Source organism: Nocardia sp. NPDC003693 (assembly GCF_053981095.1).
In genome coordinates, this window is sequence record NZ_JBSFNO010000001.1 from 453484 (window position 1) to 470081 (window position 16598).

Genomic DNA, 16598 nt, shown 5'->3' on the forward strand with positions numbered 1-16598 from the left:
GGTGACCGGTCGGTCGGCGCGAATTCGAGGCGACGCCGGTACCGGCGGCCGGCGGCCCGTGCCTCCGGATGTGCGCCGGATGGCCGCGGCCGATCGTGTCGTCGGGACGGGCCGGCCGGGTGGGGAACGGAGACGGCGATAGCTGCAGCCCGAACGTTCGATCAGTCGGTGTCGAGCCGCCACGGGACGCAGGCCGGGATGTCGGCGGGCACCCTGCCGGGGAAGGACGGCGGGCGCCGCTGCAGGAACGACAACACGCCTTCGACGGCATCGGCATGGGTGGCGAGGCCGGCGATGAGCGGCGAGTCCACCGCATGCGCCGGGTAGGGGGAGTCGAGACCGCCCAGGCGCAACAACATCTGGCGGGTCACCGCGACCGACACCGGCGCGGTGACCTCGATCAGCTCGCGCGCATACTCGCGGGCGGCAGTCAGCACCTCGTCGGCTGGAACGAGCCGATTCACCAAGCCCGCCGTCAAGGCTTCCTTCGCGGGGAAGACCCGACCGGTCAGCATCCAGTCCATGGCCTGGGGCAGGCCGACGACGCGGGGCAGATGCCACGCCGACGCCCCCTCCGGGAAAAAGCCGCGCTGGGTGAAGACGAAGCCGAATCGGCTGTCCGTGGCCGCGATTCGATAGTCGGCAGGCAGGATGATGGTGGACCCGCCGCCGATGGCTGCGCCGCGAACGGCGGCGATGATCGGTTTGCCGCTCTCGAACATGGGCTTGGTGCACTGGCCCGCCGGCTCCAGCCAGTCCGCACCGGATTCCTGTGGAATCGTCCCGCCTTTCAGGTCCATGCCGACGCAGAAATCAGAGCCCTCCCCGGTCAGGATGATCGCCCGCACCTCCGGATCGCGGTCGGCTTCGGCGAACGCGGCGCCGGCCTCGGCCGTCATGGTGAGGGTGAGGCCGTTGCGGGCATGTGGGCGATTGAAGCTGATCGTCGCGATGTGCTCGTCGACCGTGTACAGAATCTCTTGGTAAGTCATAAATTTCACCTCGGGTGACCGGCAGGAGGGCGTCGGCCCTTCGAACGACTGGGAGCGGATGGTCAGCGTGCGGGGGCCGGAACGGCGGTGAGACGCGCCAGTCGTTCACGTGCCACGTCGTATTCGCGAGCCAGACGTTCGACGAGCCCGGCCACCGGCACCACCTCCGAGACCGGGGCGAGGCCCTGGCCCGCGCCCCAGATATCGCGCCACACCTTGGCGGCGCTGTCCCCGCCGGACCCGAAATCCATCGCGGAGGGGTCCGAGGCTGGCAGTCGATCGGGATCGAGCCCGGCCGCGACGATGCTGCCGCGCAGGTAGTTTCCGTGCACGCCGGTGAACAGATTGGTGTAGACGATATCGGCGGCCGAGGCCCGCACGATCTCGGATTTGTAGTCGGCGCCTGCGTCGGCTTCGGTGGTCGCGATGAAAGCCGAACCGATGTAGGCCAGATCCGCGCCCGCCGCCTGCGCGGCCAGGATGGACCGCCCGTGCGCGATCGCGCCGGACAGCAGCAGCGGGCCGTCGTACCACGCGCGGATCTCGGTGAGCAGCGCGAACGGCGACTGCGTGCCGGCGTGTCCGCCCGCTCCCGCGGCGACCGCGATCAGGCCATCACAACCGGAGTCGATCGCCTTGCGCGCGTACCGATTGTTGATGACGTCGTGCAGCACGATGCCGCCGTAGGAATGTACGGCGTCGATCACCTCGGGTCGCAGTCCGAGGGAGGTGATGACGATCGGCACGCGGAATTCGATCAGCGCGGCGAGATCGGCGTCGAGCCGGTCGTTGGAGCGATGCACGATGAGGTTCGCGGCGACCGCGGCCTTGCGCGCGTGCGGGTTCTCGGCATCGTGGGCTGTGAGTTCCTCGTCGATCTCGGCCAGCCACTCGCGCAGGATGCCCACCGAACGGGCGTTCAGAGTGGGGAACGACCCGATCACTCCCGCTTTGGCTTGAGCGATGACCAGTTTCGGTTTCGAGACCAGGAACATCGGGGACGCCACCACCGGCAGCGTCGTATTGCGCGTGAGCGCGTCCGGCAAAGACATCTGATTCCTCTGGTTGAGCTGTGTGAAGTACTGCGGCCTTGATCGCTTCGATTCTCGTCCGGGCTCGGCTTCGCGATCGGGTCCTACGTCGAGGGCCGGCCGCCATCGACCCCGGGCCGCACCGTGGCCCCGCGCACCTTCTCCCCCGAGCGCAGGAAACGTCCGGGCCCCCACCGGGTTCCCAGATCGGCCGCGAATTTCCCCTCGCGGTAGACGACGCAGCCGTTGACGATGGTCGCCGACACCGCCCTGTCGCTCTGGTTGACCATGCGGCGCAACCCGCCGTATTCGGGCACCTCGCGCTCGGTGAGGACGTGTACGTCCTCGTCGAGACCGTCGGGGTCGATGATGGCGATGTCGGCACGGTCACCCACGCGCAGATATCCCGCGTCGAGCCCGTACCAGTCGGCGAGTTCGCCGGTGAGCCGGTGCACGGCGGCTTCGACGGTGAGGAACGGCTTGCGCTGGCCCTGTGCGGCTTTCACGCGCTCGAGCAGTCGGACGTGGTAGTTGTAGAAGGCCATGTTGCGCAGGTGCGCACCCGCGTCGCCGAAGCCCATGTGCACGGACCTGTTGGCCGCCAGCTTGTCCAGGTATTTCGGCCGATGGTTGGCGATGGTGGTGCGCCAGCGGATCGTTCGCCCGTAGTCGACCACCAGATCCAGGAATGCGTCCACCGGGTGAACGCCGCGTTCCTCGCCGATGCGGCCGAAACTCTTGCCGATCAGGTTCTCGTCCGGGCAGTCGACGACGACGGCGTCGAAGAGGTTGCGGTGCCACACCTTCGGCGAGAACTTGTTCTCGTAGTCGCGCCGGAACCAGCGTCGGTACTCCTGCGAGCGCAGCAGTTCGTTGCGCTCGAGCTGGTCGCTGATCTCCAGAGCCGCGGCGCCGGAACCGAACTCCTCGAAAACCACCAGGTCGATGCCGTCGGCGTAGACGGTGAACGGCACCGGCAGATGCTGCCAGTGGAAGTCTCCGCGCAACAGCCGGTTGATGATCGGAGCCCCGTAGAGCATGAAATAGATCAGCGGCGGGTAGGCCTTGGAATCAGCGGCGGCCAGCAGGGACACCTTCAGCCGTTTGCGCCGGAAGCGACCACTGGCGGCCAGGAAGAACCGGTGAATGTTCGGTTTGAGTGAGATGAGCGGCGTGCTCATCAGAATCCGGCCCCGGTCCCGCAGCACCTTGTTCAGGGCGCGGAACTCCCGGCCTTTGACGAAAGTGGTGGGCAGCGAACGGGATCGATAGAGGTCACCGTCCATCTTGTCGATCAGGTTGGTGGTCGCCGACATGCCGAGGAACCCCGCGTCGAGCGCCTCGGTGAGAATCTCGCGCATGCGCTCGAGTTCGGCATCGCTCGGTCTCGCCTTCTCGTCCACCGCGCGATCCATACCCATGACGGCGATCCGCAGGTCCGACTGGCCGAGGAACGCGCCGATGTTCGGACCGAGGTTGAGTTCGTCGACTATCTTCGCGTACTCGCCGGGCGTGGACCAGGTTCGGTGCTGGTCGAGCGTGCCGATCACGAGGTCTCGGGGCACCGCCTCGACGCGGCTGAAGATGTCGGCGCACTCGGTGTTCGAGGCCATGATCGTGGTCAGCGAACAGTTTCCGATGACGGCGGTGGTGACACCGTGGCGCACGGATTCGGTAAGCGCGGGGGCGGCGAGGATCTCGATGTCGTAGTGGGTGTGGATGTCCACGAAGCCGGGCACAACCCACTTGCCGGACGCGTCGATCACCTCGGCCGCTGAGGCGGGGTCGAGCGGGACGGAGCTGATCGCCACCACCTCACCCGCGGCGATCGCGATGTCCGCGGTGCGCGGCGCGCTTCCCGCTCCGTCGAACCAGATTCCGTTCCGCACGATCAGGTCGTAGTCGGCCACCAGAAAATCCTCTCTTGCCGTGCATGGGTGAATGCTCTTTGTTCGTCCACGGTGGGCGGTCCGATCCCGTCGGAGCAGCACCTTGAAGAGAGCATTGATCACTACTGTGGGGTTGACGTAACGGCCCGTAACGCATAAAACAATGCACTAGTGAATGAGATTAGGCAAGGCTGGATCGCGACCCGCGATCCGGTCAGCGGCCATCAGGGAGGAGACTTCGCGTGACTGCACCACAGGTGCTGCGGTTCGCGTTCGGGGACGTGAGCATCGCGGCGCTGGCCTGGGGCGACCCCGGCGATCCCGCCGCTTTGCTGATCCACGGGTTCCCCGACAGCGCGTGGACCTGGGAGACCGTCGGACCCGCCCTGGCCGCCCACGGCCGCTATGTCGTCGCCCCGTTCACGCGCGGCTACGCACCTACATCACCGGCGGGCGACGACGACTACTCGATCGGCGCGCTGGTGGCCGACGTGGTGCGCGTGCACGACGCGATCGGGGCGGACTCGCGCGCGGTGCTCATCGGCCACGATTGGGGCGGAGCCATAGTGAGCGCGGCCTCGAGCAATCACCCCGAGCTCTTCCACCGCGCCGTGCTGATCGCCATCCCGCCGTTGCACACCATCAAAACCCTGTTCTCCCCGCGGAATCTGCGTACCCTGCTGCGTCAGGCTCCGCGCAGCTGGTACATGCCGGTCGTGTCCACACCCGGCTCGGAACACCTCGGCCGCCCGCTCATCGCACTGCTCTGGCGGCTCTGGGCCCCGGGCGCGAACGTGCGCGAATACCGCCGTCGCGGCCTGGCGGCCCTGGACACGACGGTCCGCCGGCGCGCGGCCTTCGCCTACTACCGAGCGGTCTGGAATCCGTGGTACCGCAGGGGCTCGGCCCATACGCGGGCCCAGGCGCGGGCTTTCGGCCCGCCGCGCAACCCCACCCTGCTCCTGCAGGGCGCGACCGACACCTGCGGTTTGCCCGCCACCGGCGCGGGCGCGCTCGAGCAGTTGCCGCCCGGCAGTCGCCGGGTCGTCGTTCCCGGCGCGGGCCATTTCGCGCACCTCGAACAGCCCGCCGTCATTATCCGGCACATACTCGACTACCTGGCCGATGGAGGCCGATCATGAAGTCCCGCACGAAGAACCGCTTCCCGATGGACGCCGTCGATATCGGGCCGTTGCAGCTCCGGGCTCGCGATGTCGCCTTCGACCTGTCCGCGACCCCGCTGCACTGGATCCCCGGCCATCCGGTGGCCGGGCACACGATCAACGCCTATCACCTGCTGTTCCCGGAGGTGGAGCGATTCTTCATCGCCGCGTTCAAACAAGCGCTGCCCGAGATCGTGGACCCGCGACTGCGCGAGGACATACTCGGTTTCATCGGGCAGGAAACCATGCACGCCAACGCCCACGAGGACTCGCTCGGCGACTACTTCCAGCGCAACGGCATAGACCCCGAACCCCTGCTGGAACAGGCCAGATACGTGCTGGGCCGGGTGCTCGGACCGCGCGAGTTCCGGACCCGGGAGCAGGTCCGCCGGCATCTGATCCACCGCCTCGCGATCACCGCGGCCCTGGAGAACTTCACCGCGTTCCTCGGACATTTCGTCCTGAACTGCCGCTGGGACGAGGCCGGCTCGGATCCGGGTATGACCGCCCTGTTCCGCTGGCACGGCGCCGAGGAGATGGAGCACCGCAACGTCGCCCACGACGTCGCGATGTACTTCGACCCCGGTTACTGGCGCCGGGTGCGCACCATGGTCGTGCTTCTCCCACTGGTGATCTGGATTTCCAGCCGGTTCGTCTGGTACCTGGTCGAGCACGATCCCGCCGTGCCGAGATCACGCCTGCGGGTGCTGTTCCAGGTACTGCGCGATGGCCGGGCCGGCATGCTGCCCACCATCGGTATGGTGCTCGGCTCGGTCGTGGACTACCTGAAACCGTCCTTCCGGCCCGACGACACCGGTTCGATGGCGCAGGCGCTGTCCTATCTCGCGACCATCGAATCCCGTGCGGCATGAGGAGATCCGTGTACACCCGGCTCCGGAATCTCGAGGTCCCCGCGCATGCCTACGGGAGGTACCGGCGCGATCCGCTCATGGTGCTGATCACCGCCGGCTACGGCCTGTTCCATTGGTCCGAGCGGTTCGCCGCGCTGCCCGAGCCGGGCACCGGGGTGGACACCGACTTCTTCGATGCCGTCGTCACGGACCGCGGCGTGGTCGCTCAGGACGAGAACGTCGTCGCCCTCACCTTCCGCGCGCCCGATGGCGGGAGGTTGCCTGCCTGGTCGGCGGGCGCGCATATCGACCTGCGGCTCGATTCCGGTGTCGTACGCCAGTATTCGCTGTGTGGCGACCCCGGCGATCGGCGCGCCTATCGGATCGCGGTCCGGCTGATCCCCGGCGGGCGCGGCGGCTCGTCAGCGGTGCATCGCACCCTGCACGCTGGAGTGCAGCTGCGAATCAGCAAGCCCCGGAATGCCTTTCCGCTCGCGGTCGGCGGCTACAACCAGCGGCGGACGGCGGTGCGCTTCATCGCGGGCGGTATCGGCATCACCCCGATCCTGCCCATGCTCGGGGTGCTCGACCGCTTGGGTATCGACTGGTCCATGGTCTACTGCGGCCGCAATCGCGAATCGCTGGCATTTCTCGACGAACTCGAACGCTTCGGGGACAGGGTGCGCATCCACCTCGACGACCGCGACGGCGTCGCCACCCCCGAGGCCCTGCTGGGCGACCTCACCTGCTCGCCCGCTGTCTACACCTGCGGTCCGCCACCCATGATCGAGGCGCTGCGCGCGGCGCTGGCCGATCGTCCCGACGTCGAGTTCCACTACGAACGCTTCTCCGCCGCGCCGGTGGTGAACGGACGCGAGTTCCGAATGCGGCTGGCCACCACCGGAGAGGAAGTGGTCGTCGCGGCCGACCGGAGCGCGCTCTCGGCACTGCTCGACGTGCGTCCGGACGCGACGTTCTCCTGTCAGCAGGGATTCTGCCGATCCTGCGCGGTGCGCGTGCTGGACGGAAGTCCCGAGCACCGATCCACCGCATTGAGTCCCGCCGAAGTGGAGCAGGGATACTTCCTCCCATGCGTGTCACGATCGGACGAATGCCTGACCATCGATCTCTAGGTCGTCGATGACCCCCGCGCGCGGTCCGGCGGCCGGTCGAAAGCCGCAGAACGAGAACGGCATCGCGACGTACCGGCGCATTGTCGAGGCCGCGTTCGAGGTGCTGGCCACCCGCGGCTGGCCGCACGCCAGCGTGGCCGAGGTCGCGCAGGCCGCGGGGGTCACCCGCGGCGCGGTGCAGCACCATTTCAAGGATCGGGACGGACTGTTCACCGCGGCCGTCGAGCATGTCATGGATGAGCGGATCCGCCAGGTCGAGGCATTGCAGGACGCCGAGTATCCCGACGGCGAGCGCACCCGCGACATCGTGCGGACCATCGTCGACATGCATCAGGGACCGACCTTCGCCGCCGGGCTGCAACTGTGCATGGCCGCGTCGGGGGACCCCGCCCTGAGCCCCCGCGTAGCCGCGATGGAGCTCGAGGTGGGTGTGCGCGGCTTCTGGACGATCATCCACCTGCTCCGCCTCGACGGCAGCGACCCCAAGGTCCGCACGACCGTGCAGGCGTTCCTGGACTCGGCCCGCGGCCTCGGCCTGGCCGCGATGCTCAACGACGATTCCCGGCGCCGCGCCGCGGTCGCCGACCGCTGGGCCGAGATGCTCGACGAGCTGCGTCCCGTGCCGGAGTGAGCGCGGTCGCCGACGTCACGGGCGCCAACGGCCGTCGATCATCACCCCGCGTACCGTCGTGCTGTCGAGTTGTTCCAGGGCGGCGGACAGCGGGACATCCACTAGGCACAGGTCGGCGCGGGCGCCGGGGGTGACCGTGCGCGGGGGCCCGCCCGGATGGGAAGGGGCGCCGAGGTAGGCGGCCAGGGCGGTCTTCGGCGACACCCGTTCGGATGTCGACAGCACCTTCCCGGTGCGGGTTGTGCGGTCTACCGCGGCGCGCATGTTCGCCCAGGGGTCCAGGGGGCCGTGGGGTGCGTCGCTCGACAGGGCCACCGGGACGCCTGCGCGGAGGAGGCGGGCGTGCGGGTAGAGGTGCTCCAGATCGTCGGGGGCCACCTCGCGCCGGTAGTGGTCGCCGCGATCGTGGAGGAAGCCGGGCTGGGTCACCACCGCAACCCCGAGGGACGCCATCCGGGCGGCTACGCCCTCGGGCACCACCGCCGCGTGCTCGATGCGATCTCCCGGCACGGTGCCGACATCGTCGAATACGGCCAGGGTCAACAGGAGTGAGATTCGGGTGACGCAGTGCACGGCGACGGGACGACCGGTCCGGTGTGTGGCGGCGACCGTGGCGGCGAGCGAGTCGTAGTCGGGCAGGTCGTGGTCGCGCAGCAGCAGTTTGCGCGGTCCGACCGTGAATCCCGGTCCGGGTGCCCGGTCCGTGCCGAGCAGCGTAACCCGTTGCGGCAGTGCGCCGTCGGCGCGGGCGGCGGTGAGAATCGCGAGGGCGTCCGAGTCCAGGTCGGGCGTCGCGTCGGTGACCCCGGTGATCCCCGCGCGGGTGAGCGCCCGCCCGACCGCGTGCAGCGCGGGTGGATCATCGGGGAGCGCGGCGCGCAGGCGTCCGTCGTAGCGCCAGAGCCTGCCGGTGGGCTCCCCGTTTCCGTCGCGCTCGACGTCCGGAGAGTCGTCGAGCGCACCCGCTACCCGCTGCAGCGCAAGCGAGTTCAGCATCCACAGTGCCCCGCTGCGATGCTGGATCCGGACCGGCCGATCATCACACAGCCGGTCGACGACATGACGGTCAAGGGTTCCGGCGACCGACTCGTGGTACCCGACGCCGCGCACCCACCCCGCTCCGCCGTCCTCGCGCAGGGCCGCGCGCAGGCCCCGCAGCCCGCGCACCGCGCGGGGCCCGCAGTCCACCGACCGCAGCGCGGCGGCCATCGCCAGCAGATGCACATGGTGGTCGTGCAACCCCGGCAGCAGCGCACCGCCCGACCCGTCGATCACCTCGTCGCACTGTTGCCGCGGCACTCGCCCAACCGTCACGACGCGATCCCCGCGCACGAGGACGTCCGTGTGTGCGCCCGCGACCTCGACATCACGAAACAGGATGGACCCCAGCGTGTTCGCCGCCTTCATCGTCCAGCCACCTCGAGCCCGAACGCGGCGTTGTCCGCGCCGAGCGATCCGGCCGGGCCCGGGGCACTCCGGGCGCGGGGTGGTTCGACCGGATAACGGCCCACGGCCGATTCCACCCACCATCGCTCACCACGCAGGTACACGGAGTGCTCTTCGACGGTGCCCGTTGCTGTTTCGGCCGCGACATGGAGCATCGATACGTCGATCAGGCGGGCGTTTTCTGCCAACAGTGCCGAGGCCGCCGCTTCGGCCGCACACACACCGGTCAGCGGGTCCGCCAGCGCGTCCCCGCACGGCAGCACCGCATCGTTGTCGGTGATGACCAGCCCGGCGGCGGCGGCCACGTCGTCGCCGAAACCGATGGCATCGCTGTCGCGCCCGTGGGCGGTGATCGAGAGCCAGGACGTGCCCTGTGCGGCGCAGGCGGCGGCGTCGATGCCGAGCTGGCGCAGCGCCCGGGGGCGGGAACCCTCGAGGACCAGGTCCGCCTCGGCGATGAGATGGCGTAGCCGGTCGATATCGTGGGGATCGCGAAAGTTCAAGGCGACCATGGCATGTCCGTGATGCAGGAGGTCGAAGAACCCGGGTGCGCCTCGGCGTGCGCCATCCGGGCGGGCGTGGCTCTCGACCTTGATCACCTGTGCGCCGCCTAGCCCGAGCAGATGGGCGCACAGCGGCCCGGCCCACAATGCCGTCAGGTCCACCACGACCGGGCGGGTCCGGCGGTGGGTGCGGGGGCCGAACTCGGTGACGAGTACACCGGCGCGGGAACGGCGTTCGGGCGCGGGCACCGCCGCCCCGGCCAGCCCCAGCATGCGTACCCGTGCCGCGGCGGTTTCGGTGGAGTGCTCGACCGCCCATCGGGTGACCGCCTGCCACGGATCGCCTTTGGGCACAGCAGCTTCGGTCAAGGCGGGAAGAAGTTCGAGATCCTCGGCGCGCGGCAGCGACAAACCAAGGTGTCCGTCCGCCGTCCGCAGTACACGGAAGGCTCCACCGCACGATTCGGGCCCGCGCCGAGTCAGACCCGCGAGCGCCGCCCGTTCGCCGAGCATGCCGACACCGGGCAGCTCCGGACGCGATCCGGTTCGCTCCCACACCAATTCGGCGGTCCGCGCCAGCCCCCGCGCCACCCGTGCCGCTGGTTCACCGGGAGCGGCGAGCGGCGGGCCCTCGGCGCGTCCGGAGAGAGCCATGGCCCCGGACACCGCCCACGCCCGCAGCGGCGACAGTTCCACCGTGCCCGGCGCTTCACCGCTGTTTTCCGGCCCGGAGTACTCGTGACGCCTCGGAGCCCGCACAACGCGGTCAATCATCGACGTCCGCCGATCGCCGAGGCCAGTCGTGGCCGCCGCCACGAGCACTGCCGGGCACCACGAGGCTCGGCCTGCGTACACGGCCGGCGCTCGACATCGACACGAACTTGCAGCCGAACCGGTAGTGCGGGGTGAGCTCGGCCCGGACCTGGAGATCCGGAACCCAGATCGGCAGTGCCAGTTCGAGGATCGATTCCAGCAAGGTCACCGACGCCGGGATCCCAACCTCGATGCCGGGGCGCCCGTCCGCAAACACGCCCGTGCCCGGTTGGTTCACCCGCCACTCGCCATCCGCCCCGATGCCCTCAACTGTCACGGCCGACTCACCACCGCATCTATCAACCCCCAGTCCAGTGCGGTCGGCGCATCGACCGCGCGGCCGGTGAGGGCCAGGAACGCGGTGCGCCACCGGCCGATTCGCCGGGTGATCCCGACCGTCCCGCCCGCCCCCGGCACCAGGCCCATCGACAGTTCGGGCAGGCGGAAGTAGGCGTCGTCCGTCGCTTCGAGGCGTGCGGCGAACGACGGCACCTCGATTCCGGCGCCGATACACGCGCCGTGGACGAGGGCGTGCATGCGGGGCCCGAGCCGGTGCACGGCGTGCGCCGCGCTGCGTCCCAGCCGGATCAGGTGCGCGGCGCTCACATCGGCTGCCGAGCCGAACTCGTCGAGATCGCCGCCGCTGCAGAAGGATCGGCCGTTCCCGCGCAACAACACCCGTTCGATCGAGGGGTCGTACTCGGCCACCGCCAGGGCTTCGATCAGCCCGTCGCGGACCGTGTGCCCGAACGCGTTGTGACGCCCGGGCATGTTCAGGCTCACCGTCAGCGTGCCCGCGACGCGGTCGAGCAGCACCGGGTCCGATGCGCCCGGAATCGGGCGGCGCGGCCGGGAAGCACGCCAGGCCGCGAACTCCGGTCCGGCGAGCAGCATCGAGTAGGCCAGCGACTCGGCGGTCAGCCCGTCGGCCACATCGGCCCGGGCGGTCAGTTCCAGGAGCCCGGCCAGGGTGAGGGCGGCGCGGGGCGCGGTGTCGACCGTGGCTGCGATGGCCGCGAGGTCGGCCGCGGATCCGGCGGCCCAGCACCGCCCGGGACCACCCGGTGCGAGGGTGCAGGTGAACTCCGACAGCAGGGTTCGCGCGGATTCGGGCAGCACCGAGTGCGACAGTCCGACCACGACCACGCTCGGCCGCCCGCGCAGGGCGTCGATCGCGGCCTCGGCATGCTGCCATTCGTCCCGGTCGAGGTCGGCCACCACCACGGGAGTGCGCGCCGCGCCGTCCGGGCTGAGGTCGAGTGCGGCCGCGCCCCCGGCGATTTCGGCCAGCCCGACGACGTTCACGGGAGTTCTCCCGGGCGCGAGAAGGCCGCGCCGAACAACGCCCGCGCCTCGTCCGCGACCCGGGCGCTCTGGGCTCGATGACCGCACTTGCCGAGGGCGAGCGCGAGCATGGCGACGGCGAGCATGACGTGCTCGGCGGTCAGATGCGGGCCGAGTTGACCGGTGGCGCGGGCACGTTCGTAGATGCGGGTGATGATCCGGCGGACCCGATCGTCGAGCCACGCCACGCGGGGATCGGTGCGGTGGGTCATCAGCAGTTCGGTGAGCGCGGCCGCGGATGTGGCGGCGGCGGTCACCACGTCGAGCAGATCGTCGAGGGTGCTGTCCCGGCGGGTGTCGAGCAGTTCGAAGGCGGTGATGTCGGATTCGAAGACCGCGACGGCCAGTTCGATGCGATCGGGGAAGTGGCGGTACATGGTGCCGTGCCCCACGCCCGCGCGTTTGGCGATCTCGTTGAGCGAGGCGCCGAACCCGATCTCGGCGAACGCCTCTCGTGCGGCCCTGAGCAGTGCCTGCCGATTGGCAGGCGCGACGGCCGGTCCGCGATTGCTCCGGTATCGACTCGGCACGGGGCTCAGCGTAGTACCGTGACGGCCAATCCGGACGATACTGTCCGGATTGGTTCGACGGCCACCGGCGACGCTGCCGATGCTCGGGGGGTGGTCGGTGACGAAGGTGCACAACCACCCCCCGAGGGTCCCGGTGGGGCGGCAAACCGGGACGCCGCCGCCGCGCCGGCGTCCGGGGCGCTCTGCAGGAAGAGCGAGTCCGGAACTGGTTGCGGGGCCGGCACGGGCGGCGAGTTCCGAAGAACTCGGCGCAACCGGACAATGTTGTCCGGTTGCATGCGAGTCTGCTGCACGAAGTGCCGTGGCGTCAAGACCGAATCCGTCATCGGCGCGCGCGTATTCCGAATCCCGCACGTGAAAGCGGTTTTCGGGGCGAGCGGCTCACCGTTCACGACGGGCCGCCCGTGCGGCCGCGACGGCCGTCTTGACCTTGAAGACGGCGGTCAGCACGCGCAGGGTGACGGGCATGAGTACTCGTTGCAGACGCGTGGGCTGAGTGGTCACGGCCAACTCCGATCTCGGCCGGCGGGGTGACGCGCGGGCCGGGTGAAAACAGGTCAACTGTCAGTCTTACAGTTTCCTGCACAATACCCGCGCAGGCCGACCTTGCACAGCACGAGAATCGCCGAGTGATCCCACATGGGACCACCCGGCGAAATCGAGCTATTCGATTCGGCGGCAACCTATTTCGCGCTGGCGGCCTCCTTCGTGGCGCGTGCGCGCGGAGCGGCCGGCTTGGTACGCCGCGCCGCCGGAGCAGCCTTCTCGGATGCGCCCGCGGTGAGCCGGCGCTCGGCGTGCTCGAGTATGCAGTCGAGTCCGAAGTCGAAGTTGTGATCGTCGGGCACGCCGCTGTGATGCCCGCGCGCCGCCGCCTCCGCCAGCAGGGGAGTGGTGCCGGGTGTGATGGTCAGCTGCTCGTAGTACGCGCGCGGCGCCGCGTCCGATTCGCGGCTGCGATCCCGAAGCCGCTGCAGCACAACCGATCCGTGCACGTGCAGTTGGATCGCCGAGTAGGTGTCCACGGCGCCGTCCGGGGTGAATCCGGCCGCCACCAGTTCCGCGATCACCCCTTCGGTGGCCTGTGCGCCCAGCAACGCGGCCTCCGGGCTGAGCGAGGACCGGATCAGCACCAGGTCGCACAGAATCGGATTGGCGCGGAACACATCCCGCATGGTGCGCGCGTGCTCGCCGAGCGCTTCCCGCCAGCCCCCGGTTCGAATCCGGGACGCGGCGAACAATTCCTCCGCGTGCCTGCGCAGCGCGCTGTCGGTCATGGCGTTGAGCAGGTCGTCCTTCTTGCGGAAGTACCAGTAGATGCTCGTGACCCCGACGTCGAGATGCTTGCCGAGCATCGGCATGCTGAGATTGTCGATCCCGATCTGTCCCGCGAGATCGAAGGCGCCGTCGAGAATATCGTCGGGGTTGAGCGAACCTCGCTCGCGCCGAGGCCGTTTCTCCACGGTTGCACGCTTCGCCATTGTTGCGACCACCTCCATGAGGTCCTTCGTCACATCGGCACGGCGAGCCCCGCAACAGGCCGTCCGATGCCGATCGTATGTACCACGGTAAATAGTACCGCTGTACCTTCGGTTGATCGGCGCGCAGCGTCCCGACAGCCGCCGGATCGCCGAATTGCCTTCTCGGACCGTCGATCGCGGCTACAGCAGGCTCGCCAGCGTCCCGAAACCGTCGTGCGCCTCGACCGCGGCCACGGCCCGTTCCACGCCGACCCTGGAGACAGCCGCCGGCTGCATGCGTTCCCCGGCCTCGGCGGTGCACACGGCGGCGAGGAACAGTTCGGTGGTGGCGGCGCGATAGCAGGTCCACAGCCGTTTTTCGTCCACTCGGATGCCGCCCCGTGCCAACCCCCGCGCATACCGCTCGATCAGCTCGCGCTCGATCTCGCGCAGCAGCCCGGGTTCCACCGAGGCGCAGGCGAAATAGGTGAGATCGCGAATCCCGGGCCCCGCCCCGGCGATCTGCCAATCCAGGAAGCCCGGCTCGGCACCGACGAAGTACAGATTGCCCAGGTGCGGATCGCCGTGGGTCAGGGTGCGCGGCTGGGCCGCCCAGAACGCGTCGATCTCCCCGGCGCGTTCGAAGAACATCCGGGCCTGCCGCTTCATCGGCCCGGGGATCAGATCGGCGGAGTGGCCCTTGATATCACGCAGAAAGAGCCGTCGGATGACGGTGCCCAGGCGGATCTCGGCGGAGGTGCGCCGGGTCAGCGGCGCGAGATCAGTGCTGAATCGCGCGGATTCCCAATAGCTCGCGTGCAACTCGGCCATCGCGTCGGCAACAGCGAACGCCTCCGCCGCGTCGACCGATTCACGCACCGTGCGAAAACGAGCGGATCCGGCGAGGTCCTCCAGGACCAGCACACCGCGGCGCCCGTCGACCCCGGCGAAGTGGCAGCGCGGCACCCGCACCGGCGGCGTCGCGCCCAGCGCGCGATAGGCGAGGACCTCCCGCACGCCGAGCCCGAACAGATTCAGCAGGACGTGCTGGGCGTAGTCCCGGGGTGGCAGTTTGACGAACAGGCTCGACGGCACCTCGTCACCGTCGAGCTCGATGCGGACCCGGGCGGCCGTGCCCGAATCCGCGTCCACCACCTGGAAACCGCGCAACCCGCCCGCCCGCACCCCGAGGATCGCGCTCAACCATCGCGTGGTCAGCTCCTCGGCCCGCCGCGGCAGATCACCCGCACCGCCGGTCCGCTCGAATCCCGTGCGGACCGCTTCGCGTCCGATGCCCGCGAGCCCCAGGGCGGTGTTCAGCATCGAACGCCCGCCCCGGGAAACCGTGTCCGGCCGGAACTCACGCGACCAGGCTATCGGGTTCGAGCGGAGCGAAGAACGCGCTCATCCCGCTGCCGCTCAACGCGTCCCCGAGCGCGACGAAATCGTAGGTCTCGGGCTGCTTCACGGTTCCGCGTCCCAGCGATGCCAGCACCTCGTGGTGGCCCTCGGGCAGCAGCGCCGCCCGCAGGCGTGCCATGTCGTAGTCGACGGCGTCGCGGTACCGCTCCACGTACGCGCACATCAGGTGCAGGCACAGCTGCTGCGCGGGGGTGGCCGGGTACGGTTCGAGCCCCCGCGCCAGCGTGTTTCGCGTCGCGTCGAAGGTCTGGGCGACGTAGTACATGAACACCGGCCGCGGGCTGTGCAGGATTTTCGCGCGGACCCCGCCGGCGAGGGCGTCCGCCGCGCTGATCAGCGCCTCGCGGATGCGCGGGCGGATGACGGTGAAGGTGTCGTCGCTCATGATCTCTCCCGGTTACGACCATGTGATGCGCACCGTGTATCCGGGAACCGGACACACCCGCGATCATCTATGGTATTAGAAACTGTAAGACAGACAGTTGGCCCGTTCAAGGGTCTGTCGTCCGCATCGAATTCCGGAACCCCCTGTGCCGAGCGGGGTTCGGTCGCCGAACAACAGGAGTTGCGCCCATGTCCGAGGTCATCGGTTTCGTCGGAGCGGGCCAGATGGGCGAACCGATGGTTGCCCGGCTGCTGCGTTCCGGACACGAGGTGGTGGCGTTCGCGCGCCGCACGTCCGTGCGAGAACGCCTGCGCGCCATGGGCGCCGACGTGGTCGACTCGGTGGCCGAGGTCGCGGTGCGCGGGAACATCATCGTCGTCTGCGTGTACTCCGACGAACAGGTCCGCGAAGTGCTCGGCGGTCCGGACGGAGTGCTCGCGCACGCCGCGCCCGAGGCCATGGTCGTCTCGCATACCACCGGATCCCCGTCCACCGTGCGCGAATTCGCCGCCGCACACCCCGACGGGCCGACCCTGCTGGACGGACCGGTCAGCGGTTCGCCCCTGGACATCGCCGAGGGCACGCTGACCGTGCTGCTCGGCGGACCCGCCCCGGCGGTCGCCGCGGCCACCCCCGTGCTGGGCGCCTACGCCAGCACTATCGTGCCCACCGGCGGTCTGGGCAGCGCGCTGACGGTGAAACTGCTGAACAACGCCCTGTTCGCCGCCAACGCGCAGTTGGCCACCACCACCCTGCGGGTGGGCCGCGAACTCGGTATCGAGGAGGACGATCTGCTGCGCGCGCTGCTCGTGTGCAGCGGGCGCAGTCACGCGGCGGGCACCATCCATACCGCCGGGGGCACCACGGGTTTCGAGCACGTGGTGGTGCGGTACCTGCGCAAGGATGTCGCGGCCTGCTTCACCGCGGCCGCCGAACTCGGTATCGACCTCGGGCCGCTCGCCACCGCCATCGACGGCGGGCCGTTCCAGATGCGCTGAGCGCCCG

Annotated in this window: 17 protein-coding genes; 5 read left to right on the plus strand and 12 right to left on the minus strand. The window is 69.4% G+C overall.

Annotated features, from left to right (window positions below):
* Positions 1-161: 161 nt before the first annotated feature.
* The 3 genes from ACWDOP_RS02395 to ACWDOP_RS02405 form a co-directional block, all read right to left on the minus strand.
* Positions 162-992, minus strand: a complete 831-nt coding sequence (locus tag ACWDOP_RS02395) for an enoyl-CoA hydratase-related protein (RefSeq protein ID WP_456343540.1) — start codon at positions 990-992, stop codon at positions 162-164.
* A 62-nt stretch (positions 993-1054) separates the two neighbouring features.
* Positions 1055-2044, minus strand: a complete 990-nt coding sequence (locus tag ACWDOP_RS02400) for an NAD(P)H-dependent flavin oxidoreductase (protein WP_456343541.1) — start codon at positions 2042-2044, stop codon at positions 1055-1057.
* An 83-nt stretch (positions 2045-2127) separates the two neighbouring features.
* Positions 2128-3933 (minus strand): N-acyl-D-amino-acid deacylase family protein, encoded by a 1806-nt coding sequence (locus ACWDOP_RS02405; protein ID WP_456343542.1) that lies wholly within the window; start codon positions 3931-3933, stop codon positions 2128-2130.
* Positions 3934-4154: 221 nt separating this feature from the next.
* On the opposite strand from ACWDOP_RS02405, the gene ACWDOP_RS02410 reads away from it, so the two are divergent.
* From ACWDOP_RS02410 to ACWDOP_RS02425, 4 genes are all read left to right on the plus strand, one after another.
* Positions 4155-5054: an alpha/beta fold hydrolase gene (locus ACWDOP_RS02410; protein ID WP_456343543.1), complete on the plus strand. Its 900-nt coding sequence runs from the start codon at positions 4155-4157 to the stop codon at positions 5052-5054.
* Positions 5051-5947, plus strand: coding sequence for a metal-dependent hydrolase (locus ACWDOP_RS02415; protein WP_456343544.1), 897 nt, complete (start codon positions 5051-5053; stop codon positions 5945-5947). The genes ACWDOP_RS02410 and ACWDOP_RS02415 overlap by 4 nt, the downstream gene beginning before the upstream one ends.
* 77 nt (positions 5948-6024) lie before the next feature.
* On the plus strand, positions 6025-7059 hold the full coding sequence (locus ACWDOP_RS02420) for a PDR/VanB family oxidoreductase (RefSeq protein ID WP_456343828.1): 1035 nt from the start codon (positions 6025-6027) through the stop codon (positions 7057-7059).
* A gap of 7 nt (positions 7060-7066) precedes the next feature.
* A complete protein-coding gene (locus tag ACWDOP_RS02425) occupies positions 7067-7690 on the plus strand; it encodes a TetR/AcrR family transcriptional regulator (RefSeq protein WP_456343545.1) in 624 nt (207 codons plus the stop codon).
* Positions 7691-7705: 15 nt separating this feature from the next.
* Here the strand turns inward: ACWDOP_RS02425 and ACWDOP_RS02430 are convergent, their stop codons facing one another.
* The 9 genes from ACWDOP_RS02430 to ACWDOP_RS02470 all read right to left on the minus strand — a co-directional run bounded on the left by ACWDOP_RS02430 (position 7706) and on the right by ACWDOP_RS02470 (position 15593).
* Positions 7706-9097, minus strand: a complete 1392-nt coding sequence (locus tag ACWDOP_RS02430) for an amidohydrolase (RefSeq protein WP_456343546.1) — start codon at positions 9095-9097, stop codon at positions 7706-7708.
* Complete coding sequence (locus tag ACWDOP_RS02435) at positions 9094-10293, minus strand: CoA transferase (RefSeq protein ID WP_456343547.1); 1200 nt, start codon at positions 10291-10293, stop codon at positions 9094-9096. Before ACWDOP_RS02435 ends, ACWDOP_RS02430 begins: the two co-directional genes overlap by 4 nt.
* Before the next feature lie 112 nt (positions 10294-10405).
* Positions 10406-10729 (minus strand): hypothetical protein, encoded by a 324-nt coding sequence (locus ACWDOP_RS02440; RefSeq protein ID WP_456343548.1) that lies wholly within the window; start codon positions 10727-10729, stop codon positions 10406-10408.
* A complete protein-coding gene (locus tag ACWDOP_RS02445; RefSeq protein WP_456343549.1) occupies positions 10726-11757 on the minus strand; it encodes an enoyl-CoA hydratase/isomerase family protein in 1032 nt (343 codons plus the stop codon). Before ACWDOP_RS02445 ends, ACWDOP_RS02440 begins: the two co-directional genes overlap by 4 nt.
* A complete protein-coding gene (locus ACWDOP_RS02450) occupies positions 11754-12326 on the minus strand; it encodes a TetR family transcriptional regulator (RefSeq protein ID WP_456343550.1) in 573 nt (190 codons plus the stop codon). The genes ACWDOP_RS02445 and ACWDOP_RS02450 overlap by 4 nt, the downstream gene beginning before the upstream one ends.
* 381 nt (positions 12327-12707) lie before the next feature.
* Positions 12708-12830 (minus strand): hypothetical protein, encoded by a 123-nt coding sequence (locus tag ACWDOP_RS02455; RefSeq protein WP_456343551.1) that lies wholly within the window; start codon positions 12828-12830, stop codon positions 12708-12710.
* A 179-nt stretch (positions 12831-13009) separates the two neighbouring features.
* Entirely contained in the window at positions 13010-13807 is a 798-nt protein-coding gene (locus ACWDOP_RS02460; RefSeq protein WP_456343552.1) for a TetR/AcrR family transcriptional regulator, read from the minus strand.
* Positions 13808-13987: 180 nt separating this feature from the next.
* Positions 13988-15109: a phosphotransferase family protein gene (locus ACWDOP_RS02465; protein WP_456343553.1), complete on the minus strand. Its 1122-nt coding sequence runs from the start codon at positions 15107-15109 to the stop codon at positions 13988-13990.
* 37 nt (positions 15110-15146) lie between these two features.
* Positions 15147-15593, minus strand: a complete 447-nt coding sequence (locus tag ACWDOP_RS02470) for a hypothetical protein (protein WP_456343554.1) — start codon at positions 15591-15593, stop codon at positions 15147-15149.
* A gap of 188 nt (positions 15594-15781) precedes the next feature.
* Here ACWDOP_RS02470 and ACWDOP_RS02475 point away from each other — a divergent pair, with 188 nt between their 5' ends.
* Positions 15782-16591: an NAD(P)-dependent oxidoreductase gene (locus tag ACWDOP_RS02475; protein ID WP_456343555.1), complete on the plus strand. Its 810-nt coding sequence runs from the start codon at positions 15782-15784 to the stop codon at positions 16589-16591.
* The last annotated feature ends 7 nt before the right edge of the window (positions 16592-16598 follow it).